General features: G+C 72.8%; 11 protein-coding genes. 3 read left to right on the top strand and 8 right to left on the bottom strand.

The features are described from left to right. Positions 1 to 93: 93 nt before the first annotated feature. The 4 genes from MR1_RS15350 to MR1_RS15335 form a co-directional block, all read right to left on the bottom strand. On the bottom strand, positions 94 to 1,212 hold the full coding sequence (locus MR1_RS15350) for an AMP-binding protein (protein ID WP_067248819.1): 1,119 nt from the start codon (positions 1,210 to 1,212) through the stop codon (positions 94 to 96). Between the two features lie 81 nt (positions 1,213 to 1,293). Continuing rightward, complete coding sequence (locus MR1_RS15345; protein ID WP_067248816.1) at positions 1,294 to 2,211, bottom strand: 1,4-dihydroxy-2-naphthoyl-CoA synthase; 918 nt, start codon at positions 2,209 to 2,211, stop codon at positions 1,294 to 1,296. A gap of 204 nt (positions 2,212 to 2,415) precedes the next feature. After that, positions 2,416 to 3,366, bottom strand: a complete 951-nt coding sequence (locus MR1_RS15340; RefSeq protein WP_067248813.1) for a hypothetical protein — start codon at positions 3,364 to 3,366, stop codon at positions 2,416 to 2,418. Between the two features lies 1 nt (position 3,367). Continuing rightward, a complete protein-coding gene (locus MR1_RS15335; protein ID WP_067248826.1) occupies positions 3,368 to 3,703 on the bottom strand; it encodes a PadR family transcriptional regulator in 336 nt (111 codons plus the stop codon). Between the two features lie 119 nt (positions 3,704 to 3,822). Between MR1_RS15335 and MR1_RS15330 the strand changes: the two genes are divergently transcribed. Beyond that, positions 3,823 to 4,896: a GNAT family N-acetyltransferase gene (locus tag MR1_RS15330; protein ID WP_067248810.1), complete on the top strand. Its 1,074-nt coding sequence runs from the start codon at positions 3,823 to 3,825 to the stop codon at positions 4,894 to 4,896. After that, a complete protein-coding gene (locus MR1_RS15325) occupies positions 4,893 to 5,882 on the top strand; it encodes an o-succinylbenzoate synthase (protein ID WP_067248807.1) in 990 nt (329 codons plus the stop codon). Before MR1_RS15330 ends, MR1_RS15325 begins: the two co-directional genes overlap by 4 nt. Positions 5,883 to 6,047: 165 nt before the next feature. Here MR1_RS15325 and manD read toward each other — a convergent pair whose 3' ends face one another. The 4 genes from manD to MR1_RS15305 form a co-directional block, all read right to left on the bottom strand. Beyond that, positions 6,048 to 7,289: a D-mannonate dehydratase ManD gene (manD, locus tag MR1_RS15320; RefSeq protein ID WP_067248804.1), complete on the bottom strand. Its 1,242-nt coding sequence runs from the start codon at positions 7,287 to 7,289 to the stop codon at positions 6,048 to 6,050. A 64-nt stretch (positions 7,290 to 7,353) separates the two neighbouring features. Further along, positions 7,354 to 8,745: an MFS transporter gene (locus MR1_RS15315; protein ID WP_067248801.1), complete on the bottom strand. Its 1,392-nt coding sequence runs from the start codon at positions 8,743 to 8,745 to the stop codon at positions 7,354 to 7,356. Between the two features lie 144 nt (positions 8,746 to 8,889). Next, positions 8,890 to 9,894, bottom strand: coding sequence for a zinc-binding dehydrogenase (locus MR1_RS15310; protein ID WP_067248798.1), 1,005 nt, complete (start codon positions 9,892 to 9,894; stop codon positions 8,890 to 8,892). Then, positions 9,891 to 11,441, bottom strand: a complete 1,551-nt coding sequence (locus tag MR1_RS15305) for a mannitol dehydrogenase family protein (RefSeq protein WP_084344767.1) — start codon at positions 11,439 to 11,441, stop codon at positions 9,891 to 9,893. Before MR1_RS15305 ends, MR1_RS15310 begins: the two co-directional genes overlap by 4 nt. 147 nt (positions 11,442 to 11,588) lie before the next feature. On the opposite strand from MR1_RS15305, the gene MR1_RS15300 reads away from it, so the two are divergent. Beyond that, positions 11,589 to 12,563, top strand: coding sequence for a LacI family DNA-binding transcriptional regulator (locus MR1_RS15300; RefSeq protein ID WP_157518277.1), 975 nt, complete (start codon positions 11,589 to 11,591; stop codon positions 12,561 to 12,563). The last annotated feature ends 198 nt before the right edge of the window (positions 12,564 to 12,761 follow it).

Raw genomic sequence — 12,761 nt, 5'->3', positions numbered from 1 at the left:
GCCGAGCCCGCGGTCGTCGCCGACCGCGTCCGCGCCGCCCTGCGCTGACCTCGGGTCGTCCGCCTCTCGACCCGCACCGGGGGCGCGCCGGCGTCAGTCCCCGAGGAGCCCGCGGATGCGGAGGCGGTCCGGCTTGCCGGAAGGCAGCAGGGGAAGCGCCGGGAGGACGACGATGCGAGCGGGACGGGCGTGCGGACCGATCCCCGCCGCGACGAGAGCACGCACCTGCGCGAGGGCGGCGTCGACGTCGGCGGGCGCCTGGTCCGTCACGACGCACGAGGCCTCCCCCCAGCGGTCGTCGGCGACGGCCACCACGACGGCGGACTCCAGTCCCGCGACGCCGCGCACGATCCGCTCGACCCGGTCGAGGGAGACGTTGATCCCGCCGGAGATCAGGACGTTGTCGAGGCGCCCGGTGACGCGCACCTCGCCGTCGACCACCTCGCCGGCGTCGCCCGTGCGGTACCAGCGCGTGCCCTCCTCGTCCGTGACGAATCCCGCGGACGTCCGCTCCGCGTCGCCGAGGTACCCGGTCGCGAGCATGGGCCCGGCGATCCGCAGCTCCCCGTCCCGCGCCTCGACGCGCACGCCGTCCAGCGGCGCGCTGTCGTACACGCAGCCGCCGCTCGTCTCGCTGGAGCCGTAGGTCCGGACGACCCGGACGCCCCCGTCCTCCGCGCGCTCGCGCACCGGCGCGGGAAGGGACTGCCCGCCGACGAGGACGGCGTCGTACGCGGCGAGCGCCGCCCGCACATCCTGACGCTCCTCCGCCGCCTGCAGAAGGGTGATCAGCTGGGCCGGGACGAGCGAGGTGTGACGCGGCGCCCCGGACCCGAGCGCGGAGGTCGCCTGGACGAAGGCGTCGGGCGTGAAGCGGCCGTCGAGCATGACGGGTCTCGTCCCGGCGAGGGCGGAGCGCACGAGCACCTGGAGCCCGGCGACGTACCCGGCCGGCAGGGCGAGCATCCACTGCCCGGCCCCGATCCGTGCCTCGGTCGCGGCGGCGCTCGCCCGGAGCGCGGCCGCCCCGATGACGACCCGTTTCGGGATGCCGGACGATCCCGAGGTCGCGATCACCACGGCGGTGCCGTCGGGCGCCTCGTCCTCGGGCCCGGGGGCGAAGCCGAGGGCGAGAGGACGCGACCCGTCGAGCACGGCGGGCAGCGCCGCCTCGATCTCGCGCGGATCCGCCGGCGCGGCGTGCAGCCTCATCCGATCAGCCTCCCGCGCGTCGAGCGAGCGCCCTGGGCCGGTCCCCGGCGCGACCCGTCCCGCATCCCGTCCTCGACCGTCTCAGAAGTGCCAGGGGTAGGGCGACCAATCGGGATCCCGCTTCTCCAGGAACGCGTCGCGGCCCTCGACGGCCTCGTCCGTCCCGTAGGCGAGCCGCGTGGCCTCGCCGGCGAAGACCTGCTGACCCACCATCCCGTCGTCGACGGCGTTGAACGCGAACTTGAGCATGCGGATCGCGGTCGGCGACTTCGTGAGGATCGTCCGCGCCATCGCGATCGCCTCGCGCTCCAGCTCGTCGTGCGCAACGACGCGGTTCACGGCTCCGGCCTCGTAGGCGCGCTGCGCCGAGTACTCCTCGGCGAGGAAGAACACCTCGCGGGCGAACTTCTGACCCGTCTGGCGGGCCATGTACGCGGATCCGTATCCGGCGTCGAACGACCCGACGTCCGCGTCGGTCTGCTTGAACCGGCCGTGCTCGGCGCTGGCGATGGACAGGTCGCACACGACGTGCAGGGAGTGGCCGCCGCCTGCCGCCCATCCCGGGATCACCGCGATGACGACCTTCGGCATGAAGCGGATGAGCCGCTGCACCTCCAGGATGTGCAGACGCCCGGCCCGGGCCTGCTGCGCGGCGGGGACCGCCGACTCGTCGTCGGAGTACTTGTAGCCGTCCCGCCCGCGGATGCGCTGATCGCCGCCGGAGCAGAACGCCCACCCGCCGTCCTTGGGGCTCGGGCCGTTGCCGGTCAGCAGCACGACGCCGATCCGCGGGTCCTGCCGGGCGGCGTCGAGCGCCCGGTACAGCTCGTCGACCGTGTGCGGGCGGAAGGCGTTGCGGACCTCGGGCCGGTCGAACGCGATGCGCGCGATGCGGCCGTCGCGCGACACGTGCGCCGTGATGTCGGTGTAGACGTCCGCCCCGGGGGCGAGGGTCCATTCGGCCGGGTCGAACAGGGCGGAGACGGGGCTGTCGGTCACGGGCTCCAGCCTATTCCCGCCGTCTCGCCCCCTCGCTCGCGCGGTGCCCCGATTCCCCGAGCCCCCGATACCCTCCATGCCCGATCTGCACACCTCGTCCCGATCTGCACAGGGATCCCGGCCACGGGTGTGCAGATCGGGTTCGAGTGTGCAGATCGGGACGGGGAGTCGGGACGAGGAACCGGACGTGCGGATCGGGACGGGTCAGCGGGAGGCGCGGAGCTTGCGGAACCCGTCGGCGGCGGAGGCGAACAGCACCCCGACGAACACGACCGTGAGGATCACGTTCAGGATCGTCATGACCGTCCCCTGCGCGCTGCCGAACAGGGCGGAGAAGCCGGGGGCGAGGAAACGGCCCTGCCAGACCAGGACGAACGCGGCGATCGCGGTGACCGCGCCGAGCAGAGCGTTCACGACGGCGAGTGCGACGTTCCAGCCTCCGCGAGCGAACACAAGGACGGCCACGAGGATCGTCAGCGCCATGATCACGAGGAACCCGATGCCGTATCCCGGCCACAGGTCGGGCGAGAGCACGTGCACGGCGTCGCGGCCCCAGCCGAGGAAGCGATCCCACAGCACGCTGCCGGCGAGGAGCACGCACATCACGATCGTCGCGACGAGGTCGGTGAGCGCCGCCCCCGTCCCCTCCGCGGAGGGCAGCTGATCCGGATCCCAGTCGAGGACGGTCTTCCCCACCGATCCGGTCCGCTCCAGCACGAAGAAGACGAGCGTCGTCCAGAAGGCGATGTGCACCACGGACTGGAGGATCGCGGGCACGATGGCGCCGATCACCTGACCGATCCCGCCGCCCTGCAGCAGCGTCGCCAGCGCGACGGCCACCGCCACGCAGGGCGGGACGATCCAGAGGAGCAGCTTCAGCAGCCGCAGCCATGCCGCGTAGTACCGGGGGCCGACGACGTGCAGGGGACGGTCGGTGAGCGACGCGGCGTAGGCCAGAGGCTCGCCGAGACCGGCGACGACGGCGCGCTCGGCCGCGTCGGGCGCCTCGCCCGCGGCGATGCGCGGCTCGACCTGTTCGGCGATCGCGGCCTCCAGCTCGGCGACGACCTCGTCGCGCACGGCGACGGGGACCGAGCGCCCGACCGCGGCGACGTAGCGGGCGGCGTAGGCGGGATGGGCGGTGGTGGTGGGCATGTCAGTGCTCCGTTCCGGAGAGGGCGGCGGTCGCAGCGGCGATGGCCGCGACCTCCTGGATGAGGGTGTCGGCGAGACGGATCCCCGCCGCCGAGGTGCGGTAGAACTTTCGCGGACGGGCCTCGTCCGTGTTCCACTCGCTGTCGAGGAAGCCCTGCTTCTCCAGACGGCGGAGCAGGGGGTAGAGCGTGTTCGCGTCGGTGGGGAACCCGGCCGACGCGAGCTGCTCCAGCAGGCCGTAGCCGTATCCGGGCTCGCGCAGCAGCTGCAGACTGGCGAGCACGATCGTGCCGCGACGCAGCTCCTGGAGGTGTCCCTCGAACTCGTCTTGACTCATGTCCATCACCATATTGTGTGACGCACACCATAGTCAAGGACACGACATCGTGCGTGCCCCGGACCTTCGTGCCGCGCGCCCCGCCGACGTCGTCGAGCGGGCCCGGGCAGGATGGAGGCATGCCCGCACGGATCGAGATCGCCCGTATCGACCCCTTCGACGACGAGGCCGTGGACGCGTGGTGGGACGTGTACGCCGCCGCTCGACGCGCCGACCGCGGCGAGCGCGCCGTGCTGTGGTCGCGGGAGGAGATCCGCCGGGAGCTGCAGCAGGAGTCCGACGTGACGGACCGGCGCGCGTATCTGGCCCGCCAGGCCGGCGCCGTGGTGGGTGCGGCGAGCCTCGCCCTCCCCCTCAAGGACAACACGCACCGGGCCGAGGTCGCCGTGTACGTCGGCCCCGCCGATCGCCGTCGGGGGATCGGGTCCGCGCTTCTGGTCGCCGTCGAGGACGAGGCCCGCGCCGCAGCCCGCCGCACGCTCACCGGCGCGACCCAGTGGTCCGCCGACGGGCCGCGCGACGGGGCGGGGCATCCCGGGCCGGAGTTCGCCCGCACGCACGGGTACGACATCGCCCTGGGCGACCTCGAGAGCACGCTCGCGCTCCCCGTCGCCACCCGGACGCTCGACACCCTCCTGGCGGGCGCACCGCGGGACGACTACGCCCTCCGCAGCTGGATCGGCCCCGTCCCGGAGGACGTCGTCGCCGGGTGGGCGGAGCTGGACAGCACGCTCGACACCGAGGCGCCCACCGGCGACCTCGACGTCGAGCGTGCCGCCCCCGATGTCGGCGGCATCCGTGAGAACGAGGACCTCATCGCCGCACAGGGCCGGACCTCCTTCGGCGCCGTGGCCCTCGCCCCGGACGGGGCGGTGGCGGCGTACACGCAGCTCGTGGTCTCCGGCGACGACGGCAACGCGTACCAGTGGGGCACGCTCGTGCGCCGGGCCGATCGCGGTCACCGGCTGGGTCTGCGCCTCAAGGTCGAGAACCTGCGCCGGCTCCAGCAGCACATGCCCGAGGTGCCGCGCGTCATCACCTTCAACGCCGAGTCCAACGCCCCGATGCTCGCGGTGAACGAGGTGCTCGGCTTCGTGCCGACCGGACGCCTGGCGGAGCTGCAGAAGCGACTCGACCCGGATCCGCCGGGGGCCGGGCCGGATCGCCGCGCCGAGGGCATGATGGACGCATGATCCCGCCGCTGGCCGACGTCCTCTCCACCGCGCGCGTCGTGGCCCTTCCGCTGCACACCCGCTTCCGCGGCGTGGACGTCCGCGAGGCGCTGCTGTTCGAGGGGCCGCAGGGATGGGCCGAGTTCGCCCCGTTCACCGAGTACGACGATGCCGAGGCCTCGGCGTGGCTCGCCGCGGCCCTCGCCGACGCGTGGGAGCCCCGTCCCGCGCCGGTGCGGGACGTCGTCCGCGTCAACGCGACCGTCCCCGCGGTCGCGGCGGGACGGGTCGGCGCCGTGCTCGCGCGGTTCGAGGGATGCCGGACCGCGAAGGTGAAGGTCGCCGAGCCCGGCCAGACCCTGGCGGACGACATCGCGCGCGTCCGCGCCGTGCGGGAGGCGATGGGACCCGAGGGGCGGATCCGCGTCGATGCGAACGGGGGCTGGAGCGTGGACGAGGCCGAGCGCGCGATCCACGCCCTCGCCGTGTACGACCTGGAGTATGCCGAGCAGCCGTGCCCGCGCGTCGAGGACCTCGCGGAGTTGCGTCGGCGCGTCCGGTACATGGGGATCCCGGTCGCGGCGGACGAGAGCGTGCGCAAGGCCGCAGACCCCCTCGCGGTCGCGCGCGCCGGTGCCGCGGACCTCCTGGTCGTCAAGGCCGCGCCACTGGGCGGCATTCGGCGGGCGCTGGGCATCGTCGCCGAGGCGGGGCTGCCGGTCGTCGTCTCCAGCGCCCTGGACACCGCCGTCGGGCTCTCCCAGGGCGCCGCCCTCGCCGCCGCGCTCCCGGAGCTCGACTACGACTGCGGTCTGGGGACCGCGTCCCTGTTCGCCGACGACGTCGCCGAGGCGCGACCCCGCGACGGCGCCGTGGGCATCGGCCGGGTGATCCCCGATCCCGCGGCCCTGTCACGCCTGGCCGCACCGGCCGAGCGCCGCGACTGGTGGATAGACCGGCTCACGCGCTGCCACGGCTTGCTGGCCGCCGGCGACGACCGGGCCTGACCCCGCGCGCCCGCCCCGGCCGTTGAGCGGGGTCACCACGTTTCGACTCGTCGCTGCGCTCCTCGCTCAACGACCGGAAGAGGTGTCGGCCGTTGAGCGACACTTCGACTCGCTGCGCTCGCTCAGTGCAGGTCTCCGCGAGACGACACGCCCCCAGCCCCGGGGTCACCAGTCGTGGACGGTGCCGTCGGTCAGCCGGTTCACCGGCAGGTAGGCGGCGGTGTAGGCGAACGAGGCGGCCGCCTCCTCGTCCAGCTCGACGCCCAGACCGGGCGTCTCGCCGGGGTGCAGGAACCCGCGGTCGAAGGTGTACGACGTCCGGAACACGTCGAGCGTCGTGGCGCTGTGGGGCATGTACTCCTGGATTCCGAAGTTGTGGATCGCCAGGTCCAGGTGCAGGGCGGCCGCCATGCCCACCGGCGAGATGTCGGTCGGGCCGTGGATCCCGGAGCGGATGCCGTAGATCGCCGCGAAGTCGAGCAGCTTCCTCATCGCCGTGATCCCGCCGGTATGGGTCACCGCCGAGCGGACGAAGTCGATCAGGCGCTCGGTGATGAGCGTCTGATAGTCGTACACCGTGTTGAACACCTCGCCGATCGCGAGCGGCGTCGTCGAGTGCTGGCGGACGAGGCGCAACGCGCTCTGGTCCTCTCCGGGTGTGCAGTCCTCCAGCCAGAACAGCCGGTACGGCTCGATGTCCTTGGCGAAGCCGGCGGCCTCGATCGGGGACAACCGGTGGTGTCCGTCGTGCAGGATGCGCAGCTCCGCGCCGAAGTCGTGGCGGATGCTCTCGAACACGCCCGGCATGTGTGCGCGGTACTTGGCTGTGTCCCAGACCTCCTCGACCGGGGCGGTCGCCGCTCCCCCGTCCGCCGCGCGCTTCGCGGGCTCGTAGTCGTAGCGCGCCCCCGGCGCGTTCGACGCCACGCCGTAGATCTGGCCGAGACCGGGAACGCCCGTCTGCACCCGCACCGCGGTGAAGCCCTGCTCGACGTATCCGGTGATCGCGTCCTTCAGCGCCGCGTAATCCGTGCCCGAGGCATGGCAGTAGGCGCGGATCCCGTCGCGGCTCGCTCCGCCGAGGAGCTGGTACAGGGGCACCCCGGCCTTCTTCGCCTTGATGTCCCACAGCGCCATGTCCACGGCGGCGATCGCCGCCATCGTGACCGGCCCCCGGCGCCAGTACGGACCGCGGTAGAGGTACTGCCAGGTGTCCTCGATCCGGTCCTCGTCACGGCCGATGAGCGTGGAGGCGACGTGATCGCGGAGGTAGGACGCGACGGACAGCTCCCGGCCGTTGAGGGTCGCGTCGCCCCAGCCCACGACGCCGTCGGAGGTGACGATCTTCAGGGTGACGAAGTTGCGTCCGGGGCTGGTGACGCTGACGTCGGCGAGCTCGATGGTCATGCGGATCCTTCGGGAAGAGGGGTGGGCGGGGCGAGGAGGGGCGCGCCGTGCGCCCCTCCGGCGGTCACATCGCGGGGCGCGGATCGGTGAGGTCGCGCCCGGTCCACTCGCGACCCCAGATCGAGGCGACGAGCGTGCAGGCGGTGAAGACCGCGAGCAGGACGATGATCGGCACGACGCTGCCGGTCGCGGCGGCCACCCAGGCCGCGGCGACCACCGGGCCGACGCCGGTGGCGATGATGGCGGCGACCTCGCGGACGATCGCGGTCAGCGTGTAGCGGTTGCGCGCGCCGAAGATCTCGGGGATGGAGATGTTCTCCAGCGACGCCAGGCCCAGCACCGACACGTTGTGGATCACGATGTAGCCGACGAACACCGCGCCGATCTCCTTCGAGGTGATCGCGAGCATCGTCGGCACGACCAGCGCCAGGGAGAGCGCGGACATGACGATGTACATGCGGCGCCGGCCGAACCGGTCGCCCAGGAAGCCGACGAGCGGGATCGTGAGGAAGCCGACGAGGGACGAGACGATGACGACCTCCGCGCCGATCCCCTTCTGCAGCGCCAGGTTCACCGTGATGAACGAGATCAGGTAGGTCTGGATCATGCCGGAGTTGCCGGCCTGGCCGAACCGCAGGAAGAACGACACGATCGTCGCCTTGACCGGCTTGCGCCCGAGGGACTCGAGGGTGCGGATGTCGTTGGTCTCCGTCGCCAGGCGCACCATCTCGTCGCGGGAGAGCGCCTTGCCGTCGACGACGTCGGCGCGCTCCTCGAAGACCGGGCTCTCCTTGAGACGGAAGCGCACCCACAGGGCGAACAGCATGATGACGGCGCTGGCGACGAACGGGATCCGCCAGCCCCAGGCGACGACGTCGCTCTCGACCATGACGGCGAGCAGGATCGCCCAGATCGCCGAAGCGAAGAGCGTGCCACAGTTCGTGCCGAGCGCGACGAGGGAGGCGACGATCCCGCGCCGGTTCGTCGGCGCGTACTCGCTGAGCATCACGCCGGCCCCCGAGATCTCCGCGCCTGCGCCGAAGCCCTGCATGAGGCGGAGGATCACGAGGAGGATCGGTGCGAGGATCCCGACCTGCTCGTAGGTCGGGAGCACGCCGATGAGGGTGGTCGCGGCGCCCATCAGCAGGATCGTGTAGAACAGCACGTTCTTGCGGCCGACCCGGTCGCCGATCCGCGCGAAGAACACCGCGCCGATCGGGCGGGCGACGTAGCCGACGCCGTAGGTCGCCATGGCGAGGACGACAGCCATCCCGGCGTCCTCCCCGGCGAAGAAGAGCTGGTTGAAGACGAGGGCGGCGGCCAGCGAGTAGAGCTGGAAGTCCATGAACTCCAGCGCGGTGCCGAGCCAGCCGGAGACGGCGGCGCGGACCAGGTCGCCCAGGCTGCGCTGCGCGGGCGCCGTGGTCGCGGCTCCCGGGGCGGATGAGGTGCTCATCGATACTCCTTCGTATGTGGCGGTCGTGCGGATCCGCTCCGCCGCGCTCCGGTCATCGAGCGAGCGGAGCGAGACGAAACGGACAGCCCCGCCCCGGTCGTTGAGCGAGCGGAGCGAGACGAAACGGACATGGGGGTGGTGGGATCAGAGGGCGAGCAGGACCTTGGCGGAGGCCGAGGAGTCGCGCGCCGTGTCGAAGGCGGTCGTCGCCTCCGCCGCGGGCAGGACGTGGGTCACCACCGCGGCGAGTCGGTCGGACCCCGCGAGGATCCGGACCGCCTCGTCGATCTCGTCGACGAAGCGGAACGCGCCGCGGAGGACCACTTCCTTGCTCGGCAGCGGCGCAAGGTTCACGCCCGCCTCGGCGTCCGGCAGCATCCCGACCTGGACCACGGTGCCCGCCCTGCGGACCGCGCGCACCGCCTGCGTGAGCGACGCGGGGTGACCCGCGCACTCGAACACCACGTCGTAGGACTCCGCCGGGATCTCCTCCTCGCCGACGCGGTGCTGCGCGGCGGCGCCGAGCTCCGCGGCGCGGGCGAGAGGCTCCGGGCGCAGATCGGCGGCGCCCAGGGCTCCGGCGCCCGCATACAGGGCGGCCGCCACGACCAGGAGCCCAATGGGTCCGGCGCCGATGACGAGGACGCGGCGCCCCGTGAGGTCACCGGCGAGGGAGACGGCGTGGAGCGCGACGGCGAGCGGCTCCGCGAGGGCGGCGCGCTCCAGAGGCAGGCCCTCGGGCAGGACCCGGACCATGTGCTCCTCGACGATCAGGTATTCGGCGGCACCGCCCTGACGATGCGGGAATCCGGCCGCGCTGCCCAGGTAGTCGCCGCCGGGCCGCAGGTGCGGGTGCTCCTCGAGCCCCGCGACGGGGGCCCCGTAGCGGGCGGGGTGCACGGTCACCGGCGTCCCCGCGGCCAGGCGCCCGGACGGGTCGAGGTCGACCACGCCGGACAGCTCGTGACCCGGGGTCAGCGGCTCCCGGATCGTGAACTCGCCGTTCGCGCCGTGGAAGTAATAGTGCAGGTCGGATCCGCAGATCCCGACGAATCGCACCCGCAGACGGATCTCGCCGTCTCCGGGCTCCGGGATCGGGGCGTCCTCCCAGCGGACGTCCTCCTTGCCATGGATCGCCAGTCGCTTCATCGGGACTCCTCGTCGTGGGCGGGATGGGTTCGTCCGGTGTGGTCCATCGTCGCGGACACCGGCTCGGTCGCGTCCACCGCGTCGCGGATCGCCGCCTCGACGCCGTGACGGGTGATGGTCTCGATCAGCTCCCCCACGCGATCGGCGAAGGCCGGCCGTTCGCCGAGCTCCTGCCCGAAGAGGCGGAGGCCGGAGAGGACCCGGTGGGCGAGCTCTCGCGGGTCGCGGGACGCCGCGGCCTGCTCGGCGAGCCGCGGGCGCGCCGCATCGGACATCGCGCGGGCGTGCGCACCGGGGTCGAACCCCGGAAGGGGCGCCATGCAGGCGAGGTAGCCGGCGACGGAGAGCGCGATGAGGTGGGGCATCCGCCCGTCGCGCAGCAGCCGCAGCGCCGGCTCGGGGATGCGCTGGCGGAGCTTGACGGACCCGTCCGTGCCCACCTGCGCGGTCCGGTGCGCCAGGGCGTGGTTGGCCCACCGGGCGAAGAGCTGGCGCTCGTACTCCTCCAGGTCGACCTGCGAGGGGACCTCGATCGACGGGACGTACTCACGGGCGAGGATGGCCCGGGCGGCGCGCTCGATGGCGGGGCGGGCGATCGCTCCGGCGATCAGCTCGTCGCCTCCGAGCGCCCCCAGGTACGCGATGAGGGAGTGGGTGCCGTTGAGGAGGCGGACCTTCATCTGCTCGTAGCGCCCGACCTCGTCGGTGAACACGGCACCCCCCGCTTCCCACGCCGGTCGACCGGCGGCGAAGCGGTCCTCGATCGCCCACATCGTGAAGGGCTCGGCGGGGACCGGGACCTCGTCCCTGACCCCCAGGCTCCGGGCGACGTCCGCGCGGAGGACGTCCGTCGTGGCGGGGACGATCCGGTCCACCATGCTGGACGGGAACGTGACGGCCGCGTCCAGGAAGGCCAGCGTCTCCGCCCCCTCGGCTCCGGGGAGCTCCTGGAGGAACTCCCGGACCCGGTGCCCGGTGTGCTCGCCGTTGGCCGCGAGGTTGTCGCAGCTGAGGATGGTGATCGGCTCGCCGCCGGCGGCCGCCCGGCGCTGGAGGCCGCGGGCCAGCTGGCCGATCGTGCTGCGCGGGGACCCGCCGGCGAGATCGGCGACGATCTCGGGAGCGCCGGTGTCGAGGAGCCCCGTGGCCGGCGAGGAGCTGTAGCCGTTCTCGGTCACGGTGAGGGTGACGATGCGGATCGCCGGGTCGGCGATGCTCGCCACGACCCGCTCGGCGTCGTCCGCGGCGACGAACGCGTCGGTGTGTGCGCCGGGGATGCTCAGCCCCATGCCCTCCGGCGAGATCTCGGCGACCGTGTAGAGCAGGTCCTGACGGTGCAGGGCGTCGACGACGGACCGCGAGCGCGAGGCCACTCCGACGATCCCCCAGTCCCCGCCCTCCGCGGCGAGCGCTGCCGCCGTGAACACGGCCTGGTGCGCACGGTGGAAGCTGCCGAGGCCGAGGTGCACGATGCCGGCGCCTGCCGGACGCGGAGGGACGCGGAGCCCTCCGGAGGCGGAACGCCGGAGACCCGGGGTGGCGCTCATCGCACGACCCCCTCGGTGACGACGCCTGCGGGATCCTCCGTGATCAGCATGAGAGCAAGCATGATTGACTTGTACAAGCTTGTCAAGTGCTTGCACAAACCGCGATGCAGCATGATGATGAGGACACCGATCCGCCAGAGGAACACCGTGACCGTCACCCTGACCGACATCGCCCGACACGCCGGAGTCTCGCTGGCGACCGCCTCCCGCGCCTTCGGCGAGCCGGAACGGCTCGCCCCCGCGACGCTGCGTCGCGTGCACGAGGCCGCGGCGGAGCTCGGCTACGAATCGACGCAGACGCCCTCGGGCGAGAAGACCATCGCGATCGTCTTCCCCGACGTCGCGAGCCCCGTCTACGCGGCACAGCTGAAGGGGATCCAGTCCCAGGCCTGGCAGGGACGACACGCGACCGTCGTGTTCGACTCCGACGAGGACCTGCGCCGCGAGCGCGAGCAGATCGAGCGCGCCCGCGCCTTCGACGGGATGCTGCTGTGCTCGCCGCGTCTGCCCGCGGACGAGGTCGTCGCCCTCGCGGGAACCACGCCGTTCGTCGTGCTCAACCGCATCATCGAGGACGCGCACTGCGTCGTGATGGACACCGAGCAGGGACCGCGGCAGGCGGTGGAGCACCTCGTCGCGCTGGGACACCGCCACATCGCGTACGCCTCCGGCCCCGCCCACTCCTGGGCCGACATCCGGCGCGGCGGGACGATCGCCCGCGCGTGCGAGGACCTGGGCGTGCGCATGACGCGCCTGAGCCATCAGGCGGCGTCGATCCAGGGCGGCCGGGCGGCGGCCGCGACGGTGGTCGCCAGCGGAGCCACCGCGGTGATCGCCTACAACGACCTCATCGCGCTCGGCATCGAAGCCGGCGTGGCGGACCTCGGGCTCCGCTGCCCGGACGACCTCAGCATCATCGGCAACGACGACATCGACCTCGCCTCGGTCACGCGGCCGGGGCTCACCACGGTGCGCCTCGCGATCGGACGCTGCGGAGCGCTCGGGGTCGAGCTGCTGACCCGGGCCATGGCGGGCGCCCGCCCGGACGGCGTCGTCGATCTGGACTCGCAGCTCATCGTGCGCGGCTCCACCGCCCCGCCCCGCGCTCCTTCCGGTCGTTGAGACGAAACGCCCCGCAGCCCCGGGTCACCGCGTTTCGTCTCGTCGCTGCGCTCCTCGCTCAACGACCGGAAAGGGGCGACCGCGTTTCGTCTCGTCGCTGCGCTCCTCGCTCAACGACCAGCAGGGGGCGACCCGGAGCCGAGCGGAGCGATGGCCTCGTCCGACGCGCTGGCATCGGGTCTGGCGGGAGCCGACCGA

Origin of the sequence: Microbacterium resistens NBRC 103078 (assembly GCF_001552355.1) — a bacterium.
In the GTDB taxonomy this organism is placed as follows: Bacteria; Actinomycetota; Actinomycetes; order Actinomycetales; family Microbacteriaceae; genus Microbacterium; species Microbacterium resistens.
The sequence above is the reverse complement of the archived record's forward strand: the minus strand, read 5'-3'. Positions and strand labels throughout refer to the sequence as shown.